The sequence below is a fragment of the Chitinophaga sp. RAB17 genome (assembly GCF_052114225.1).
Taxonomy (GTDB): domain Bacteria; phylum Bacteroidota; class Bacteroidia; order Chitinophagales; family Chitinophagaceae; genus Chitinophaga.
This window is the reverse complement of the sequence record NZ_JBFREI010000009.1, coordinates 153926-174218: the sequence shown is the minus strand read 5'-3', so window position 1 is coordinate 174218 and position 20293 is coordinate 153926. Positions and strand designations below refer to the sequence as shown.

Annotated in this window: 17 protein-coding genes; 6 read left to right on the top strand and 11 right to left on the bottom strand. The window is 46.8% G+C overall.

Going from position 1 to position 20293, the window contains the following annotated elements; genetic code table 11:
- Positions 1–74: 74 nt before the first annotated feature.
- Both AB4Z08_RS26190 and AB4Z08_RS26185 read right to left on the bottom strand, forming a co-directional pair.
- Positions 75–1085: an LLM class flavin-dependent oxidoreductase gene (locus AB4Z08_RS26190; protein ID WP_441576740.1), complete on the bottom strand. Its 1011-nt coding sequence runs from the start codon at positions 1083–1085 to the stop codon at positions 75–77.
- A gap of 155 nt (positions 1086–1240) precedes the next feature.
- The gene (locus AB4Z08_RS26185; protein ID WP_441576739.1) at positions 1241–1993 is read right to left on the bottom strand and encodes a type 1 glutamine amidotransferase domain-containing protein; all 753 of its coding nucleotides are present in this window, start codon (positions 1991–1993) and stop codon (positions 1241–1243) included.
- 102 nt (positions 1994–2095) lie between these two features.
- Here AB4Z08_RS26185 and AB4Z08_RS26180 point away from each other — a divergent pair, with 102 nt between their 5' ends.
- On the top strand, positions 2096–2455 hold the full coding sequence (locus AB4Z08_RS26180) for a DUF1801 domain-containing protein (protein WP_441576738.1): 360 nt from the start codon (positions 2096–2098) through the stop codon (positions 2453–2455).
- Between the two features lie 61 nt (positions 2456–2516).
- Here the strand turns inward: AB4Z08_RS26180 and AB4Z08_RS26175 are convergent, their stop codons facing one another.
- The 4 genes from AB4Z08_RS26175 to AB4Z08_RS26160 all read right to left on the bottom strand — a co-directional run bounded on the left by AB4Z08_RS26175 (position 2517) and on the right by AB4Z08_RS26160 (position 7393).
- Positions 2517–3614 carry a glycosyltransferase family 2 protein gene (locus AB4Z08_RS26175; protein WP_441576737.1) on the bottom strand — a complete coding sequence of 366 codons (1098 nt, stop codon included), beginning with the start codon at positions 3612–3614 and terminating at the stop codon, positions 2517–2519.
- Between the two features lie 846 nt (positions 3615–4460).
- A complete protein-coding gene (locus AB4Z08_RS26170) occupies positions 4461–5648 on the bottom strand; it encodes a M20 metallopeptidase family protein (RefSeq protein WP_441576736.1) in 1188 nt (395 codons plus the stop codon).
- Positions 5649–5769: 121 nt separating this feature from the next.
- The gene (locus AB4Z08_RS26165; RefSeq protein ID WP_441576735.1) at positions 5770–6042 is read right to left on the bottom strand and encodes a hypothetical protein; all 273 of its coding nucleotides are present in this window, start codon (positions 6040–6042) and stop codon (positions 5770–5772) included.
- A gap of 34 nt (positions 6043–6076) precedes the next feature.
- Positions 6077–7393: a putative oxidoreductase C-terminal domain-containing protein gene (locus AB4Z08_RS26160; RefSeq protein ID WP_441576734.1), complete on the bottom strand. Its 1317-nt coding sequence runs from the start codon at positions 7391–7393 to the stop codon at positions 6077–6079.
- 482 nt (positions 7394–7875) lie between these two features.
- Between AB4Z08_RS26160 and AB4Z08_RS26155 the strand changes: the two genes are divergently transcribed.
- From AB4Z08_RS26155 to AB4Z08_RS26135, 5 genes are all read left to right on the top strand, one after another.
- Complete coding sequence (locus AB4Z08_RS26155) at positions 7876–8394, top strand: DinB family protein (RefSeq protein ID WP_441576733.1); 519 nt, start codon at positions 7876–7878, stop codon at positions 8392–8394.
- Positions 8395–8587: 193 nt separating this feature from the next.
- The gene (locus tag AB4Z08_RS26150) at positions 8588–9139 is read left to right on the top strand and encodes a gluconate 2-dehydrogenase subunit 3 family protein (protein WP_441576732.1); all 552 of its coding nucleotides are present in this window, start codon (positions 8588–8590) and stop codon (positions 9137–9139) included.
- A gap of 11 nt (positions 9140–9150) precedes the next feature.
- Positions 9151–10863, top strand: a complete 1713-nt coding sequence (locus AB4Z08_RS26145) for a GMC oxidoreductase (protein WP_441576731.1) — start codon at positions 9151–9153, stop codon at positions 10861–10863.
- Between the two features lie 162 nt (positions 10864–11025).
- Positions 11026–11703 carry a DUF2625 domain-containing protein gene (locus AB4Z08_RS26140; RefSeq protein ID WP_441576730.1) on the top strand — a complete coding sequence of 226 codons (678 nt, stop codon included), beginning with the start codon at positions 11026–11028 and terminating at the stop codon, positions 11701–11703.
- Positions 11704–11829: 126 nt separating this feature from the next.
- Positions 11830–12642, top strand: a complete 813-nt coding sequence (locus AB4Z08_RS26135) for an enoyl-ACP reductase FabI (protein WP_441576729.1) — start codon at positions 11830–11832, stop codon at positions 12640–12642.
- Positions 12643–12741: 99 nt separating this feature from the next.
- Here AB4Z08_RS26135 and AB4Z08_RS26130 read toward each other — a convergent pair whose 3' ends face one another.
- Genes AB4Z08_RS26130 through AB4Z08_RS26110 form a run of 5 tightly spaced genes read right to left on the bottom strand, consistent with a single transcriptional unit; the run spans position 12742 to position 20204 of the window.
- The gene (locus AB4Z08_RS26130; RefSeq protein ID WP_441576728.1) at positions 12742–15210 is read right to left on the bottom strand and encodes a glycosyl hydrolase family 95 catalytic domain-containing protein; all 2469 of its coding nucleotides are present in this window, start codon (positions 15208–15210) and stop codon (positions 12742–12744) included.
- 10 nt (positions 15211–15220) lie between these two features.
- Positions 15221–16855 (bottom strand): sodium:solute symporter, encoded by a 1635-nt coding sequence (locus tag AB4Z08_RS26125; protein WP_441576727.1) that lies wholly within the window; start codon positions 16853–16855, stop codon positions 15221–15223.
- The gene (locus tag AB4Z08_RS26120; protein WP_441576726.1) at positions 16852–18093 is read right to left on the bottom strand and encodes an enolase C-terminal domain-like protein; all 1242 of its coding nucleotides are present in this window, start codon (positions 18091–18093) and stop codon (positions 16852–16854) included. Before AB4Z08_RS26120 ends, AB4Z08_RS26125 begins: the two co-directional genes overlap by 4 nt.
- Positions 18090–19424 (bottom strand): alpha-L-fucosidase, encoded by a 1335-nt coding sequence (locus AB4Z08_RS26115; protein WP_441576725.1) that lies wholly within the window; start codon positions 19422–19424, stop codon positions 18090–18092. Before AB4Z08_RS26115 ends, AB4Z08_RS26120 begins: the two co-directional genes overlap by 4 nt.
- Before the next feature lie 12 nt (positions 19425–19436).
- Positions 19437–20204, bottom strand: a complete 768-nt coding sequence (locus AB4Z08_RS26110; protein ID WP_441576724.1) for an SDR family NAD(P)-dependent oxidoreductase — start codon at positions 20202–20204, stop codon at positions 19437–19439.
- Positions 20205–20293 lie beyond the last annotated feature (89 nt).

The following is a 20293-nucleotide window of genomic DNA, read 5'->3' as shown; positions in this document are numbered from 1 at the left end:
GATTTATAGATTAAGATCATCATCTATAACCCCTAACACCCTGCTATCAATGATTGTTCTGAGAACGCTGCTTCTTACTTCAGCTGCTTAAATAGTTCCATCAGCAATTCATACGAATGCAAACGGTCTCCCTGGTCATAAATATGTGCGGTAGCCATTACTTCATCCACCTGTGTTTCGTCCAGGAACTGTTGTAGTCCTTGCTGTACGGTATCAGAGCTACCAATAAAAGAGCAGGCCAGCATTTGCTGCGCGTGAGCCGCTTCATATTCATTCCATACGCCTTCCATACTGTCGATTGGAGGGCCCATGCGGCGCAGCCGGCCACGGATAATGCCCAGAAACAGCTGGTAAAAAGAAGTAGCCAAACGATTAGCTGCCGCATCCGTGTCGGCGGCGATTACGTTTACACAGGCCATGGTATGCGGCGCCTGTAAAAACTCTGAAGGTTTGAAATGCTTCCTGTAAATACTCAGGGCTGCATGTAATTGTGCAGGAGCAAAGTGACTGGCAAAAGCATAAGGCAGTCCCATGGCGGCGGCCAGGTAAGCACTGTCGGTGCTGGAACCCAGTATCCAGATAGGAATATCCAATCCTTCGCCTGGAATCGCTCTTACGGGGCCGGTATGATTATCAAAAGAGAGGTACTGTTGAAGTTCCTGCACCTGTTCAGGGAACTCGCTGCCAGCGCCGAGACGGTCGCGGCGCAATGCGCGGGCGGTAACCTGGTCGGTACCCGGCGCCCTTCCCAACCCCAGGTCAATCCTCTCTGGGTAAAGAGAGGCCAGCGTACCAAATTGTTCAGCTACCACCAGCGGTGCATGGTTGGGCAGCATGATGCCACCGGAACCTACGCGGATCGTATGGGTACCGCCGGCAATATAGCCCAGCAATACAGCCGTAGCGGAACTGGCCACACTCACCATGTTATGGTGTTCGGCCATCCAGAAGCGCTTATATCCTAATTTTTCTACTTGTTGTGCCAGCCTCAGACTGTTGTGAAATGCATCAGTGGGCGTTTGTCCTTCCAATACCGGAGCCAGGTCTAATACTGACAACGGGCGTTTTATTCCATGCTTACTCATACTTCAGACGGTTATATTGGTTCGTTCCCGCAAATTTACAACAATGCAGCCGACGAGCAGGAGCCGATAACCTACAGGTAAGCAAGTAGGTATTAGCAAAGCAGCCTCATAAACGATAGGGATTGACGCAGTGGCGCATCACTGCTGACAGCCGGTTATTCACCCAGCAGTTTTATAAAATCCGCTGCAAACCGGTAAGCATCACCCGGCCAGCGGGCAGACAGGTAATGGCGGTCCAGCACCGTGAAGCCCCTATGCAGATGATGGGGAGCATCTCTGAATATGGGTAAGGGGCCTTTAATAAAATGATCTGCCTCACCAAGACAAGCCGTTACTTCTGTTTGTACCGTAGTGGGATAGGTGAGATAATAATCCTTCAACCAGAATTTTGTGAGATGATAAGCCGCGAGTTCCTGTGATTGTAGCAACGCCGTTGTTTTGTAGGTATGCAACACGGATTTCCCTGTTTGCAGATCCTTGCTCCTGGCCGCCAGCACCACACCATGGCAAATAGCGCCCACAGGTTTCTGTGCTGAAAAAAAACGGGCTACTGCCTGCTGCAGCGAAGCAGATTCCAGGTATTCCTTCATGCCTTTATCATGGCCACCGGGCAATAACAACGCATCAAAATCATCGGTCTTTATCTCTCCATATTTGCAGGGGTTGCAGAAGGCATCACTGTTCGACATCTGGTGATAAGCCGCCACGGCATCTTTCCGGGCCTGTAACAACCATTTCCAGATCCCCAGCTGCTCTCCTCTCAGCATCCGCATATCCGCCATAGCGCTGTAGCCCCCTGGCGTGGCAAATTGTACGTCGTAGCCCTTTGCCGTTAAAAGCAACCAGGGTATGGCCGCTTCTGTCGGATCAAAACCATAATCGGGTAACGGTACCAGTACCTTCTTCATGCAGCGGTTTTTTGATAATGCGGGCGGAGTCAGGGAAAGAAAGATAGCAAAAAAAATATTTAACTGACAGTAATTCGTATTTTCATTGGCTAAAACAGGCGTATGTTACGCGATATAGATGTTTGGTTTGAATCGCAGCCAGAACCTGCCAAAGGTTGTCTGCTCGCGCTGAGGGCGCATCTTCTACAATACAATCCACATATCACAGAAGCATGGAAATACCGCATGCCCTTTTTTTGTTACGATGGCAAAATGTGTTGCTATCTGTGGGTACACAAACAATTACACCAACCTTACCTCGGCATCGTAGAAGGCAAACACATTACACATCCCCTCTTACAGGTAGAAAAACGGGCACGTATGAAAATCCTGCTCATCAATCCCCTGGAAGATATCCCAATGGATACCGTGAATGATATTCTTGACAAAATGGTGAAATGGTATGCAGCCAAAAAAAGATAATCTATATGCTTAAATATACATCCCGGCCCTGTATCACCTGTGCGCAGGAAAGCTTATTTTTTTAAAAAATCAATACCGCCAGCAGTACAAGATAAATCACCAGCTTAATGATTCTCCAGCGGTTGGTACGAAAGTGACGGGGACGCGTGAAATCAACATTAATACGCTTCATAAAATAACTCAACTTTCCATGTGTCAGCAGGGTTTTAAACTGCCCCCATTCATTGCTGCATCTCAGCAACGTCATATAGTATCCTACTTTCACTTCCTTATAACCCATTCCGGAAGCCCTGATATAATTGATCACCATATCAATCAATGGAACGGCCAATAATAAGATGAGCCATTTCTGCCAGCTGAGATAAATAAAAAATAGCGGCGCACTCAACAACACCAGCAGCATACCTTCTACAGGATTGGGAAATGCATACCAGTTAAACTGTTTAAAACGGGGCAGTAGCAATGCCATGCCCGCGCCATAGCGTGTAAAGCGATCAAAATGTGGCTTTCCATTATTCCACCAGGGATGTGTTACCCGCGCCTCTTTCACACAGGTTAACTGCGTATGATGCTGCATACTCACCCTTGCTCCCAGGTCAATATCTTCTCCCCCGCCAATCGCCGACAACTCCGGTGAAAAGCGTAAGTCACCCAGCGCGCTGCGGTTAAACATAATATTGGCGGTAACGCCCCACATAAATTGGTCTTTCTTATTGGCAATCGTAAATATACTGGTGAGACCAGCCGCACTCAAGGCGCGGGTAAAAGCATTTTCCGGTGGAGGAAAATCCGTTAACCCAATAAAACCAATCGCTTCTTCTTTTTCTCCAATCGCTTTTACATACTGGAAAAGCAGGTCTTCATCTGCTACAATATCATCGTCCAGGAATAAGATCCAGCTGCCGTTGCCAGCATTTATTCCTCTATTACGGGTTTCACCGGGGCCTCTGTTTTCTTCATTTATAAAAAGGTGTATAACGCCATCCTGTGCCATGCGCAACAATTCCGCTCCGGGCTTTACTTTCGGATTATCTACCACAATATAATAGTTGAACTGCCATCCACCTGGTTTAGGCAAACGAATCAAAGGAAGTAAAAACTGCTCATCCAACCGGAAAGTAGGAATGATTATATCAATGGAATTGGAAATTGTTAACATAGGGCGCGAAGATAAATAACATTCTTTTTCCTTTCACAATGCGGGAAAAATAATGACTTCCCGATATTTTCCTGCAACTGTCGAAGATTTTACATGATTCAAAAATAAGGGAAATCGTGTACGCATAAAAAAAGGGGTGGTAAGAATACCTCCCCTTTAATATTTTAACCATATCCTATGAAAAACCTGAACCAAAGATATGTTCATCCTCGTTAGTTTAAAGGGCTATTTCGTGAACGCATCATATTATCCCGTGAATGCATGAAATTGACCGATGTTAACCGGCACTTAACAAATTTCGCAGTGGTACAGTTGTAAAAAGCACGCTTAATAAATAAAAGGGGGATGCGCTGAAAGTGCGGTGTGATCGGGAGTTACATCAATAAAAAAAGGGGTGGTAAGAATACCTCCCCTTTAATATTTTAACCATATCCTATGAAAAACCTGAACCAAAGATATGTTCATCCTTGTTAGTTTAAAGRGCTATTTCGTGAACGCATCATATTATCCCGTGAATGCATGAAATTGACCGATGTTAACCGGCACTTAACAAATTTCGCAGTGGTACAGTTGTAAAAAGCACGCTTAATAAATAAAAGGGGATGCGCTGAAAGTGCAGTAGGGCCGGGAGTTACATCAATAAAAAAAGGGGTGGTAAGAATACCTCCCCTTTAATATTTTAACCATATCCTATGAAAAACCTGAACCAAAGATATRTTCATCTGCGTTAGTTCAACAGGTTATTCCGTGAACGCATGATAATAGCATGTGAATGCATGGAATTAGCCACTGTTAACTGCCTGTTAACAAAAAACGCTGATTATTAAGCGTGCAAATAACACGTTCTTAATTGCCTAAAGTTTTGAGCGCGAGGTAAGACATAAGGCCAGCGCCGGTTTCCAGCGCTTTTTCATCTGCATCGAAAGTCGCCGTATGTAAACCGGAAACAATGCCCCGGTCTTCATTGCGTACGCCCAGCCGGTAAAAGCAGGCATCTGTCACCTGTGAGTAGGAAGCAAAATCTTCTGCAGCCATCCAGATGTCCAGATCTGCTACCTGTGCTTCTCCCAGGAACTCAATGGCATGTGCACGACTCGCGGCAGTGAGTTTATCTTCGTTGATCAGGACAGGATATCCTCTTTCTATTTCAATATCGCAGGAGCCTTCCATACCTTCTGCTATGGAGATGGCCATCTTTTTAATTTTTTCATGGGCCACATTGCGCCAGGTTTCATCCAGAGAACGGAAAGTACCCAGCAACTTCACTTCATCCGGGATCACGTTGCTGGCGCCGTTGGCAATCATTTTCCCGAAAGACAATACAGAAGGCGACAGCGGATTAGCGCGGCGACTCACAATCTGTTGCAGCGCAATTACGATATGGCAGGCAATCACCACCGGGTCAATGCCCAGGTTGGGCATGGCGCCGTGGCCGCCTTTTCCTCTTACGGTCATGGAAATTTCATCGTTGCTGGCCATGTAGCGCCCGGACCGGAATCCCACTTTGCCAACCGGCAGCTCCGGCATCACGTGCTGCCCCAGGATATGCGCCGGACGTGGATTTTCCAGTACACCTGCCTTGATCAGCAAACTGGCGCCACCAGGAATGACTTCTTCCGCCGGCTGAAAAATAAATTTCACCGTCCCTGTAAATTCCGTTTTCATACGGCTGAGGATACCGGCTACCCCCAGCAGGGAAGCCGTATGCACATCGTGGCCGCAGGCATGCATCACCCCTTCGTTCTGCGAGCGGTAAGGCACTTTATTCAATTCTACAATGGGCAAAGCGTCTATATCCGCGCGTAGGGCCACCACCTTGTCGGACGGCGCCGCGCTGCCCTGTAATAAAGCAACAATACCGGTATCAGCCATCCTTTCAAAAGGAATATCCAACGCCCGCAGTTTGTCTTCTATGAAAACGGCCGTCTGGTATTCCCGGTAGGAAAGTTCTGGATTGGTGTGCAGGTGGCGGCGATTTGCCGTAGCCTCCTCCAGCAGTCCGCTGGCTAATTGCCGGATTCTTTCTTTAAGCATGTAGCAACAATTTTTTTATACTGTCCTGTGATAAAGTTCTTTTACAAAAGTATTATCTGTCAGATGCGGCCAGGCGGCAGTTACCTGGTCTGTTTCTGCTGTCTGCCCGGGAGAAAGTACTTCATAATCCTCCAATAACGCCCCGAAAAGCAGGGGAAGGATCAAAAATAGTCACATTCATGCCCGTAACCGCCATCTTCTCCTGTAACAATGCACCCGTACCCTTATAATCCTCAAGTATACAATTTTTTATCCGGCCCAACAGCCCCTGCCACTTTTCTCCATTTACGTTAAACCGGTAAATAGTGAGCCGGTCCACCGTAATATTATCATCCCTGCTGGTGTATAAAGCGACGTTGTTCCGCCTCGAAGAGCAGGTAACCGACCTTATCACACCCAGCGTCTGATAGCAGCTAAAAAGAGCTGTTTTAACCGCTTCTACGCCGGGAATCGATTCTACATTCCATTCTTTTTGCTACCGCCAGCGCCTGTGTGGTGGTATAGTACTTAGCGAGCATACCGGGGACTTCCCAGGCAGGCATATGACCTGCTCTTACATACTCCAGGAATTGCTGCATCACCATCCCAAACAATGACTCATGCTTCCTGATGTATTGTTCCGGTATCACTACCTCCCAGTCTTTCCCCGCTGCTTTCAAAGCAATACCCGGATACTTTTGCTCCAATGCATGAAACTGCGTTTTTAGTTGTTCCTGGTACGCTGCATCGGCAGACACCGGGCTGATGTATAATACCGGCAAATAATTTTGTTGCTTATCCTGTTTGATGACCAACGCGGCCTTGCTTCCCTGCATCCGGGAATAGTGGCTATCACCGGTACCCGCGGGGGCTTCGTAATCCCATTGTACGGCAATATGGGCATGCACTCCACGGATGGTGTAATCGAAGGAGCCGTTGGCATATATTTTCAGAAGATTATCTTTCCCCATCGCAGATGCCAGCGACGGCGTAAGCGCTGCTCCGTTGGTGACATCGTGGTACTGAGATAAACTCATCACGGTAGGCCAGGTGGCGGCCCTATCAATATGAATATCTTTTTTATAGTCGAGTACCTGTTCCGGGAAACAGGTCCATTGCACCAGGTCTGCCAGGTGGGTAGTTACATCCACAATCCCCTCTCCCTGTTGTTTTACGTCCATATACCAACCCGGACGTACCACCGCTTTCCCGGCTACGGCCTTTTTGAAATGATGTACACTTTTTTTGATGACTGCAGGTTCCCCCTGGCTACCTTGCTGCAGCGTACCAAACAATACCGGCATCAGCGACAGTTCCTTCTGCAGCACGTTGTGAATTGCATACCGTTCGGTCATGATATCAAACAGTTGCACTTTACCCGCAGCGGCGCCTGCAAAGGAAACCTTTAAGGAATCGAATCCCGCCGCATCTATCGCCATCGGCTTATCTGCCAGCACATGCATGCCGGTCTGAATGGAATGACGGATATAAGCGGGCTTCAAACGGTTGCTGCCTGCCAGCACTACAATACTGCCGGGCGCAGATTCCAGCATTTTCTGCAGGTAACCTTCACCGGTATACACATCGGTTTCCCAATGTACGATTGGGTTATCCTGATTGTTGTAAGCGGCTACACGATGCAGATATTGTGTGACTTCCGGTCCCTCTGGTGCAAATACTTTTATTATGGAATCGATACCCGGGTACATCTGCTGTTGTACCAGCGAAGCGTGAAAATGACCGGGATCAAGGGCTATCAGCTGCATATGTAATTGCTTTTCAGTTGGAAGTGGTCATGACTACAATAACGAAGCCATGCGGATAAAGATAATATTTTGCTTCATCCGATGAATTTTTTCCTCGTTTGCCTGATAAGGGAAACGGGCATACTATCAACATGATTGCTTCAACGATGACGGATACACGATCTTGCGGGCCACCACGTTTTCACCTGCCGCGAGGAAACCAAAGACCGGGATCTTTTCTCCATAAGGATTGTTTTTGCTTGCTGACCGGTTTTCTCAGGTTGGACAATAACTCAGGGGCTGCCATTCTGCCGGCTTAAACAAGTGGCTATCCCGCGGATATTCATGTAAAGAAGGCATGTCTTATTTTAGCTATATATATTTACTACTTCATTCCTGACAGCCCCGCGCATTCACATCGTCCTATAACCACCCATCACTACCAGCAAAAGCGGCATTAAAAAAGTAAGTATATTTAATCAACTCCCCCAAACTTAATTGCTATGAGAAAATATTTCGTACTCCCGTTACTGTTATTGAGCTATTGCTGTTACAGCCAGACTACCACCAAAGCTATTCTGCTGGAACAATTAAAAACAACACATAACAAAGCCGATTGGTTTGTACCGGTAAATACGGCCATAGAAGGCCTTACCCCGGAGCAGGCCAACTGGAAAGACAGCAGTGGTAATCACTCCATTGCGCAGCTGGTGAACCACCTCATTTTCTGGGATCTCGACCAACTCCGGAAATTCAAAGGACAACCAACTCCTCCCTTCAATGGTGATAATGACGCTACCTTTTCACCCGCCACACAAGCCGCATGGGACGGTACCGTAAAAAGAATGGATAGTGTGTTAACTGCCTGGGAACAGGCGATTGAGCAGGCAGATGAAAAAACATTGGCCTCCCATTATTCCGTGATTGCTCATATTGGTGCACACAATGCCTATCATATCGGGCAGATGTTATTTATCCGGAAGCAAAAAGGCTGGTGGAATCCGGAGAAAGGTGTGAAATGAAGATCCTTGCTACATCTGGGATAGGTAGATGTAAACAAGCCTCTTCTTATAATAATCTTTGCAAAAAATCCCGGTTTCTCCTATATTTAAGCCGATTTTCACGTTAGAACACAATAAGAAACCGTTTTTGCAAACATTAGAGAATTAAATAAATGTTGATATTTTCCCGTTTTATTTCAAAAAATTCCTATCAATGGCAGTGAACAGAAGATCCGCGATCAAGCAGTTGCTGTACGTGTCGGCTGGTATGGCATTATTGCCTGCCTGTTTGCAACACACAACCAGGGCATCCTTAACATTAAAGCATATTCAGGTAGATGGTGACCAGGAAAAGATGCTGGCAGAACTCGTGGAAACAATTATTCCCGCCACCACCACACCCGGCGCAAAGGAACTTTCCGCCCATCTGTTTACTTTAATCATGATGGACGACTGCTATAAAAAGGAAGCGCAGCAACAATGGCTCAGCGGACTGAAAGCATTTGAACAAGCCAGCAAAAAACTAAACGGACATTCTTTCCTGGAAAGCACCGTTCCGCAAAGAGAAGCATTGCTTACCGCCATGGAAGCCGGCTGGAACAACAAGGACGATGTTTCTTTCTTCTACAGAACGACCAAACACCTGACCATTCAGGCTTACACCAGTTCAAAATACTTCCTGACCAAAGTAAACGTTTATGAGCTGGTACCAGCGCGTTTCAAAGGATGTGTGCCACTTAAACCCATTACCCGGAAGATTGCCTAACTATTAACAAGATGAGTAATAATAATACCAGCCTGCAAAATCGTACGTTCGATGCCATCGTTATTGGTTCCGGTATCAGCGGCGGATGGGCAGCAAAAGAATTTACAGAGAAAGGATTGAAAACACTGGTGCTCGAAAGAGGTCGTGATGTAAAGCACTTAAAAGATTATCCTACCACCAGCCAGTTCCCCTGGGAATTTCCGCACCGCGGACAGGTACCACAGGAAATTAAAGATGCCAACCCATCGATCAGCCGTTGCTATGCATATAAAGAAGATGCCATGCACTTCTTTGTAAAAGACAATGATCATCCCTATGGCCAGCCCAAACCATTTGACTGGATCCGTGGCTACCAGGTAGGCGGTAAATCACTGATGTGGGCAAGGCAAACACAACGCTGGAGCGACTTTGACTTTGAAGGCCCTGCAAGGGATGGATTTGCCACCGACTGGCCTATCCGCTATAAAGACATAGAACCATGGTACAGCTACGTAGAAAAATTCGTAGGCATCTCCGGTAATAAAGATGGTATTGCGCATCTCCCGGATGGTGAATTTCTGCCTCCCATGGAATTGACCTGCGTAGAGAATTATTTCAAAGATTTTGTAAAAGCCAATTATAAAGACAGGCACGTTATTTATGCCCGTTGCGCTCACTTAACACAACCGCAGCAGGTACACCTAGATCAGGGCAGAGGACAATGCCAGAAAAGAGATCTTTGCCAGCGCGGATGTCCGTTTGGCGGATATTTCAGCAGCAACTCCTCTACACTGCCATGGGCAGAAAAAACAGGTAACCTGACACTGCGTCCTTTCTCAGTAGTACATTCCATCATCTACGATGAACAAAAAGGAAAAGCTACCGGCGTACGTGTGGTAGACACCAATACCAAAGAAATGATGGAGTATTATGCCAACGTTATTTTCGTGAATGCGGCAGCAGTGAATACCAATTTAATATTACTGAACTCTACCTCTCACCGCTTTCCTAACGGATTAGGCAACGACAGTGGTGTGCTGGGTAAATACTTCGCTTTCCATAACTATCGCGCACATATTTCCGGGCAGTATGAAGGCTTTAAAGATTCCACTACCGATGGCCGGCGCCCTACCAGCGCCTACCTCCCCCGTTTCCGTAATGTCATGAAACAGGAAACAGATTTCCTCCGTGGCTACGCAGCAGGATTTTCCGGTGGCAGGGGCTCCCATACAGATACCAACGGATTTGGTAAAAGCCTGAAAGATCAGCTGTTCAACAGTCAACCTGATGACACCTGGTACGTAGGCTCTCACATGATGGGTGAAACCATCCCTAAAGAGAAAAGCACCGTTACCCTCGATAGTAACCGTAAAGATGAGTGGGGTATTCCACAAATAAACGTTGATGTGGACTACGATGATAACGATGAAAAAATGATCAAAGACTTCTTTGAGCAGATGACAGAAATGTATACCAAAGCTGGCTTCACCAACATCAACACCAATGACTCTAAACAGGCACCAGGACTGGACATCCACGAAATGGGCGGGGTACGTATGGGGCTGGATCCCAAAACATCCATGCTCAATAAATGGAACCAGCTGCATGCCTGCACGAATGTGTTTGTAACGGATGGTGCCTGCATGACTTCTACGTCTACCCAGAACCCTTCGCTTACATATATGGCGCTGACAGCAAGAGCAGTGGATTACGCCGTGAAGCAACTGAAGAAAGGAGAGATATAAATTACACTTCAAATAATAAAGCCTGTAAGCCGCCGGGTTTACAGGCTTTTTATTTTACTTTGCACCCATAGCGTTTTAGTCAGCTCATCATGAAATGATACTTTACGCTCCTATCAGCACATTGTTATTTTCCCCTTCATTGTAAATGCACAAATTCATAAAATGAGACCTTTAAATGAACTGATCAATACAACAGAACCTGGCTGGGAACTGGTACAGGAGTGGATTAAACAAGGTAGTAATCATATAGAAATACTGCCTAAAGATAATGCCCGTGCGGAAGCGGCTTTATATCAGACCCAGGTAACCACCCGCTCTCCTATGGGCGCTATCATCTTTGAAACGGGTGGTTTGCTGGTAGATCATGGCTGGATAAGGGTATTGGGCTCCGGTCACGAAAAACTCAATCGCAGTCTGCCTGGCTGGAATGAGGGTAAATCATTTACGCAAACCGGCGAGCAGCCGTCTTTTCTATTAATTGCAGACGATGTGGTGGGTGGTTTCTTCGCCATCAATAATGGCGGCCTGGCGACAAATGAAGGAATCGGCAGCGTATTTTATTTTGCACCGGACACCCTTGAATGGGAGAACATGGAAATCGGCTACAGCGATTTTATCGGCTTTTGCTGCTCTGGTGATGTTGCCGGATTTTATCAGCAATTCCGCTGGAAAGGCTGGCAGGAAGATATCGCGAAGATGAATGGCACAGAAGGTATGAGCTTTTACCCTTTTCTATTTACCAAAGAAGGAAAAGACATAGAAAAAAACAGCAGGAAAGTCGTTCCCCTGGCGGAACTATGGTCATTACAAATGGACATGAAAAAACAACTGGGACATTAATCATCACCTGATGAGATGATTGTGGCGGCATAAAATGTTAAAATTTATAATGTCAGTTTTCGTGCAGCAATAATTGCTATACATTTAAACCCTGTAGCAATTAAATCTTTACACTAAAACTTCGTCATGTCCCACAACTTATTAAAAGGTAAAAAAGGAATTATTTTTGGTGCACTGGATGAAAAATCTATTGCCTGGAAGACTGCACTCCGCTGCGTTGCAGAGGGTGCAGAAATTGTTTTAACCAATGCACCTATTGCTATCCGCATGGGTGAAATCAATGAGCTGGCACAACAATGCAACGCACCTGTTATACCTGCAGATGTGACTAACATGGAGGACCTTGAAAACCTCTTCCTCAAAACAAAAGAACACTTCGGTGGTGGCGTGGATTTTATCCTGCACTCTATCGGGATGAGTGTGAACGTACGTAAAGGCAACGACTATACGAATCTGAATTACGACTTCATGCATAAGTCGGTAGATATTTCTGCGATGAGCTTTCACCGCGTATTACAAACCGCTATTAAACATGATGCGATCAATGAATGGGGATCTGTTGTTGCGCTGACATTTATCGCCGCACACCTGGCCTTCCCTAACTACAATGAAATGGCAGATATTAAAGCCATGCTGGAAAGTATTACCCGTAGCTTTGGTTATCAGTATGGTATTAAAAAGCATGTACGTATTAATACCGTTTCCCAGTCTCCCACCATGACCACAGCAGGACAAGGTATTTCCGGCTTTGACGGCTTTGTGAACTACTCTGAAAAGATGTCGCCACTGGGCAACGCCACCGCTGATCAATGCGCAGAATTTACGGTTACCCTCTTCTCAGATTACACACGGATGGTAACGATGCAGAATTTATTTCATGATGGTGGTTTCTCCAGCACTGGTGTAACAGAAGCGGTGATCCAGCAAATGACGAAATAGCTTTTAGCCATTAGCTTTTAGCTGTTAGCAAAATGCAGCGGAGAACATATATGTTATGTTCATCTCCGCTGCATTTTGCTAACAGCTAAAAGCTAATGGCTAAAAGCTAACAACTACTTCTTCTCCCGGAGACGTTTTCAACTCCAATATATCTTTATTGATTGGATGTTTGCCTTTGGCATTAACATAACTGCCTTTACTACCCCAGGGTATCAATATCCGCAGCGTATTTCCTTTTTCACTCCGGATTTTTATGGAAGTAATTTTACCCTGTTTTTGCTGGCTGCTTATGAGGAAGGCGCCTACGGCCCGTAAGTTGTTAAAGGATGCGTCCTTTTCTTTTGGCCAGTTGGGGAATAAACGGATGGTGCCGTTATAGCTCTGCATCAGGCATTCATTGATGACTGCCGGTAAAGCAAAATTTTCAAACCAGATCCCCATATGTGACATATAGTCGAAAGCTGTTTGGTCATTATAACGTCCACCGGTTTGCATCACCATATCTGTGGCGGTTCCATTTGGCAACAAAGAGTAACGCACCTGCCGGCTGAAACGATCCAGGTCCAGCTTACCGATGCGGGCTGCCTGTAAAGGTTGCATCACCAGGTCGTTGCCGCCTTCATTTTGCTGGTGTAGCAGGGTATTATTCAAAAGCTGCGCAGTATCTGCGGGGGAGTCCAATCCATGCTCTTCTCCGGGAAATACAGTCACCAGCGGATTGGGCAGGTTATAGACTACCTGGTCATGTTCTTCCGGAACAGACACCAGTACCTTCCCATATTTCCCGGACATCGCAGTGGGATAAGCCGGATAATGTGCCAGGATATCTTTTATATCCGCCAGCAACGTTTGTTCCTGAGCGTTAGTTCCCATTACGTGGGTGGCCTGTTCAAAAGCCCTGAATATAAATTTGGTCAGGGTAAGGTCTACTGTACAATCGTAATTATATTTAAAACCTGTTCTCAGCCCATATAGCTCCGGCGGCACCGTAGGGAAAATATGATAGCGGTCGTCTTTCCAGCGATTGCCGCCGTGTGCATCGGGTCTTTTCATATAGGCCACCAGAAATTCTACAGCGGCTTTAATAGGCTCATAAGCCCTGTTACGTAAAAAGGTGGTATCTCCTGAATAAATATAATGCCACCACAGACCTTGCACGGCCCAGGGTGTTTCACATACTTCCCAGCCCCAGTCAGGCACTGGATAGGGATTCATGGTCATGGCTACCGGAAAGGCGGAATGCGGGAAATAAGCACCCGGGAGATGATAATACTCCTGTGCCCAATTCCTGCTCACCGGCATCAGCGCTTCTATCAGTTGTACATAAGGCAGGTTTTTCTCTGTGTGATTACTGGAGAAGGTTCCCCAGAATGGCTGCTGCGTGTTGTAGTTCATGTGATAGTCGCCATGCCAGGCAGTTCCTATTTTATTATAGCTCCAGTTGGCAAAAAGTCCGGGGCAGGTAACGCCTTCTTTTGCCGCACAGTTCAGAAAATAAAGATTGCGGTACCAGGTTTCTTCCAGGAAATCATCTCCCAGTTTTACAGCAGATTTATTCCAGTAGTCTGACCATATCTGGCGGCTTTCTGCAGCCACCTGCTGATACAACTTAGCAGAAGGTGAGGGCAATGCCGGCATGTCTTTACTCACTACGGTATTCAATCCTTCCTGTAAACTAACCACTGCCTGAAAGCTGCTGCCCGTTGCCACAGCTGCTTCCAGCGGCGCCATTTCTTCCGGGTTACCGCTCCAGTTGATACGTGATTTTTTGGATAAAGGCCCATTCACCTGTACGGATAAACGAAAAGCTTTATCCCTGGAATCACCTGTTACCGGGTTGTATTTTTTTGGCTCCTGTGAAGGCATTGTCTGCCGGAAAGAAAGTATACCAGCAGCCAAATCTGTTACAGTTGTATATTTCGGGAACTCTGCGGGTGTGGAAGGATCCGCCATCATCTTCACCCGGTTAAAAATATTCGGTACCGGTTTACCAGCTGCATCCACCAGTTGCATTTGCAGCTGATCGCTTTTCATGTTGGTAAAGAGTTCCAGGTAAACGGTTTTCTTATCTGCCTGTAACAGTTGTACCCGGCATACACCTGTGGAAATATCCAGGGTATGTCCTATCAACTCCGCAATTCTGCGATCAAATCCCAGTACCAGTGATCCACATGGAAATGGCCTGGGATATGGCTGCCTGTAATTTTCTACTGCCAGCGTTTTGTATTGCTGGTACCAGGTATCGCCGTCAAGATCCGGAATGTCTTTTACCTTGTTAAACACATAGTTGAAGTCATGCAGTGCCTCGCGGTTGTTTTCCGCAATGCGGATATCCCATACATTATTATGTCCGAAATAAAGCACTACCGCATCGGGGCGGGTAGTCACCACTACGCCCATGCCACCATTGCCCAGCAAGGCGCCCTCAAAAAAATCAGGGGCCGGCTTATTGTAAACAATGGCATGTTTTGCGGCTATCGCAACAGGCTGCAACGGCGCCCCTGTTGTTTGTGCGTAACCGGCCTGGAAAAACACCAATAAAAATAGTGTGCAAAATGATCTGTACATAACGTGGATATTATCTGAAGACCCAATATAATACTGCCATCACCGCCAACAACACCCCTGACAATACTTTATAGTTTGCCAGACCCGGCCAGCCTTTTGCGCGTAGCGGCGCCAGCGGACTTTCCCAGTACAAACGGCTGCTTTCAGCTGTATGCTGCATCGGAAAAGCAAAAGATAAAACAACCTGCAGCAATACACAAACCACAAACAGGTAAAAGGCCACCATCAGCGGTGGAATGTGGCTCAAAGGCCCTTCGGGATACACTTTGCCCGTCACGTATACAATTGCACCCAACGCGGAACCCAGCCACAAAGTATATTGTGCTGCTTTGGAAGATGCTTTCTTCCAGAACACGCCCAACAAAAACACGCAGGTGATAGGCGGCGCAATATGTGATATTACGTCATTAATACCGTTAAAAAGACTCTCATACCTGTTCAACAGAGGTAGCAGGCCAATTGACAACAACAGCGCTAAAACAGCCGCAATACGGCCTGTTTTTACCAGTTGCTTATCGGTGGCTGCAGGCTGATACCTTTTGTATAAATCGTAACTCACCAATGTGGCAATGGAATTCAGCGCACCGGAAATCTGGCTCATTAAACCCGACAGCAAAGCCGCCACCAAAACGCCCACCAGCCCGGGAGGTACCAGCTTGGTAATCATCAGGGAGTAAATACCTTTTGTATGCATTTTCCCATCTGCCTGCTGCAATGCACTCAGATCCAGTGCGCCCTGTTTGTACAGCACATAAGCCAGCAGCCCGGGCAGGATGAATATAAAAACCGGGAGCACTTTTATAAAGCCACAGAACAACGCGCCGGTACGGGCATGATTCTCATCTTTTGCCCCCAGCACCCTTTGTACAATTGTTTGATCAGCACACCAATACCAGATGCCAATCACCGGGTATCCCAGGAATACCGCATACCAGGGCAATCCGTTCGGATCACCCGCAGGATGCAACATCGACAACTTATCCAACTGCTGATGCTCCTGTAATACGGCCATCACCGGTTGCCAGCCGCCTACCTTCCACCAGGAAAGCAGCGTAATGATCACCGCACCGGCTAACAGCACCACTGTTTGCACGGACTCTGTCACTACTACTGCACGCAAACCACCCACAATTGTATACGCACCTGTTACCACCGCAATCAGGATAATGCTGCTGAACATATTGATGCCGAACAACGTTTCCAGCACGATGCCTCCCGCCAGAAATGAAAACGCGATATGGATCACAATGGCTGATACAACAGATACGATTGCCAGCCAGTCCCGGCAGGCACGGTTATAGCGCCGCTCCAGGAAATCCGGGAGCGTAGCCACTCCTGACCGGATGTAAAATGGTATAAAAAAAAGTGCTAACAGGATCAGTGTAAAAGCGGCCATCCATTCAAAGTTGCCTGCCAGCAAGCCGGTATCAAATCCGCTTTGCGCAAGGCTCACCAGGTGGAGACAGGAAATATTAGTGGCAAATAATGCCATGCCTATCATGGGCCAGCGCAGCGATTTGCCCGCAAGGAAATATTCTCCCGCGGCATTACTGCTCTTCTTTCCGGACCATCCAGCCCAAAATCCCAGTAGCACAATAAAGGCTACATAACAAATGCTGATAACGGTATCTGTGGTAGAAATCATCCGGGGAAAGTATTAAGGGCCAGCAGATCACAACTGCTGCCCGGGGTTTCAGGAGTACGGTAAAATCCGCCTGTTATCTGCGCAGGATGGGTAAAGTGCGCACGCAGGTGTGGAATATGCTCCAGGAATAATGCTTCATGTCCCATTCCAATATGATTGAATAATACGAGGTGCTGATGTAGCTGCCCCATATCTCCCACATGTGGCACCACTGGTACTCCGTACTTTTTGCACAACAGACTCACTGTAATAAATTCACTGACACCTCCTACCCTTACGGCATCTACCTGTATGAAACCGGCGCAGCGGGTTTCCAGGTAATTTTTAAAAATCACTTTATTGGGTACATGTTCTCCCAACGCCAGCTTCACCGGGTTCAGTGCTTCCGCCAGCGTTTTATGTGCCAGCACATCATCCGGATGGGTAGGCTCTTCTATCCAGTAAGGATTGATGTCTGCCAGCCTTTTGCCGATAGCCAGCGCCTGCGGCAGATTCCATTGTTGATTGGCATCTACCATTACTTTGATCTGATCCCCTACCGTATTTCTTACAATATGCGCTCTTCGTATATCCGTTTCCGGATCTTTAGCACCCACCTTTAACTTCAATGCGCTAAAACCATTATCGAGTGCGCGTTTACAGTTGGCTTCCAGCTGATCATCGGAGTAATTAAACCAGCCGGCAGACGTATCATACGCCGGGTACCCCTTTTGCAGAATACTTTCCCGCGATACGCGGGAAGATTGCATATCTGTGAGCATACGCACCGCTTCTTCGCGCGGCAGCACTTCTTCCAGGTAAGAAAGATCCAGTGTATTTACCAGTTGCTCCGGACTCAGATCCAGCAACAGTTTCCACAAGGGCACCTGCTCCTGTTTGGCCCAAAGGTCGTAACAGGCGTTGGTAACCGCCGCCAGTGCCAGATGCACTACTCCTTTATGAGGCCCGAGCCAGCGGAACTGCTGTTCATCAGAACGCTGCTTAAACCAGTCACCGAAAGTAGCCATCACTTCACGGATGTCTTTGCCTATCAGCTTCTCTCCATAAAACCTGGCGGCAGCGCATACGAGTTCATTTCCTGCACCCAATGTAAAAGCCAGACCTGTACCACAATTGCCCTTATCGTCATACAAACAGGCTACCGTGTACGAGTATACGGGATTCTGATGTATGGCATCACTACCGGCTCCTCCGGATAATGGAAACCGGGCATCTTTCACTATTATTTTTTTAATCATTTTTTATCATCATTTTTTATAGGAGCAATGTCTATGGATGGCTTATCTGTTTCCAGTACAATCACGGTATCATTCGGATCCGGTAAAGCCGGCAATGTAAGTGTAATGTGTCCGTTGGCTTGCTGCAATGCAACAGATGCACCTTTCATAATATAAGCTTTATTTACTTTTACACCCGGCAGTTCAGGCAATATCAGCTGGCTAACCGGTTTGAAAATATGCAGGTAAATCTTTTTGCCGCTGCGGGTAGCAGCATAAGTGTCATTCGGCTCATATGGACCGCCATGTGTATCATAAATGGCTGTTCCATATTGTTTCAACCAACTGCCCATTTCCTTTAAACGTGCCACCTGCGCAGGTTCTATTTTACCATCAGCGCGGGGCCCCACATTAAACAACAGGTTACCGTTGCCACCGGCCACTTTAGCCAGCGTTTGTATACATGTTTGCAGCGATTTCATTTTATCGTCTGGCTTCCAGGACCATTGTTGACAGATCGTCATACAGGTTTCCCAGGGCGTTTGCATGTTCAGGCTGCCAATGCGTTGTTCCGGTGTGTCAAAATCACCCAGGAAATTAGCAGTACCATCCGCATTGGTACCTGAGAAGGATTTACCAAGGCGGTTATTGATGATCAAATCTTTTTTCAGCGTTTTCAGATAGGTATACATATCCAGTGCAATAGCTGGTGTCCAGGGACTTTCCCAGGGACCGTCAAACCAGAGCATGTAAGGATCGTAGTTATTAACCAATTCTTTCAACTGATTTTTCATGTATACCACATACTTTTCCATATCAGGCTTTTTTCGTTTATCCGCCAGCGTTGGGTCGGTAGAATTGTCCAGCGGATAGTTTTCCTGGTACCAGTCCAGTACGGAATAGTAGATACAGAACTTAATATGATATTTTTTACACGCTTTGGCCAGCAGCCCTACCACATCCTTTTTAAAGGGAGTAGCCATAATATTATAATCTGTATAGGCAGATGGCCATAAACAAAATCCGTCATGATGCTTGGCTGTGATGGTCAGGTATTTCATTCCTGCTTCGCTGGCGGTTTTCACCCATTCATCCGCGTTAAAGCCGATGGGATTAAATGCTTTGTAAAGCGTGTCGTAATCAGTAGCGGCCACTTCGTGGTGCCTGGACCATCCTATTTCAGTGCCCCGCAGCGTAACGGGTCCCCAGTGAATAAACATACCAAAACGCAGATCCATAAACTGGTTCATAACTGCTTTGCTGGTCAGTATTTTCGGGTCCAGCTGGGCATTGGTCTGGCTGTAGCTGTTGAGTGATAACAGCATTAAACATAATGTGGCAATACGTTTCATTGTGCTTGAAATTTATAATGTATGCTTATAACCTAGTTCGGCGCCTCCACTTACCGGCATAATACAGCCGGTAACAAAGCGGGCATTATCAGATAACAGGAACGCACATACGCTGGCAATTTCTGTCGCTTCCGGGCAGTAACCCAATGCATGAATATTATCGAGGTATTGCTCCATACGGGCGGGATCAGCCTGCTCCTGGTTCCACTGTCGCAGCATAGGCGTCCATACGCCGGCAGGTGCTACCGCGTTTACTCTTATACCATCGGGTGCATAGTCCAGTGCCATCGCTTTGGTGAGCGCATTCACCGCTCCTTTACTACCTGCATAGGCCGCATGATTTTCCTGTCCTATTTCACCTACCATGCTGCTGGTGTTGAGAATACAACCGCGGGAAGCCTTCAGTGCTGCTATGCCGTGGCGGGTGGTATAGTAAATGCCCCGGATGTTTACATTCATCAGCAGCTCCCATTCTTCTTCCGTGGTTTCGTGTAATGGTTTGGCAGGATTGGCGATCCCTGCATTATTATGAATAGCATCCAGTCTTCCGTAGGTTTGTAATACCGTGTTAATTGCTGCGCCCATAGCCGCACTATCCAGCAGATCGGCTGCGAGCAATAAATGTGACCCACCCATTTGTAGTTTTAACGCCTGCAGGGCAGCGGCATCTTTATCTATCACCGCTACGATCGCTCCTTCCGCCGCATAATTCAATGCACACGCAGCACCTATACCGGATGCGCCACCCGTGATCAGCACTATTTTATTCTTCAGTATCATTATTCATATTGTTTCCGTGGAAAATGTACATGAAATACAGGGCTTTGGTACCTGATTTCAAAAGTAACAATGGAAAAGGTATATCATCC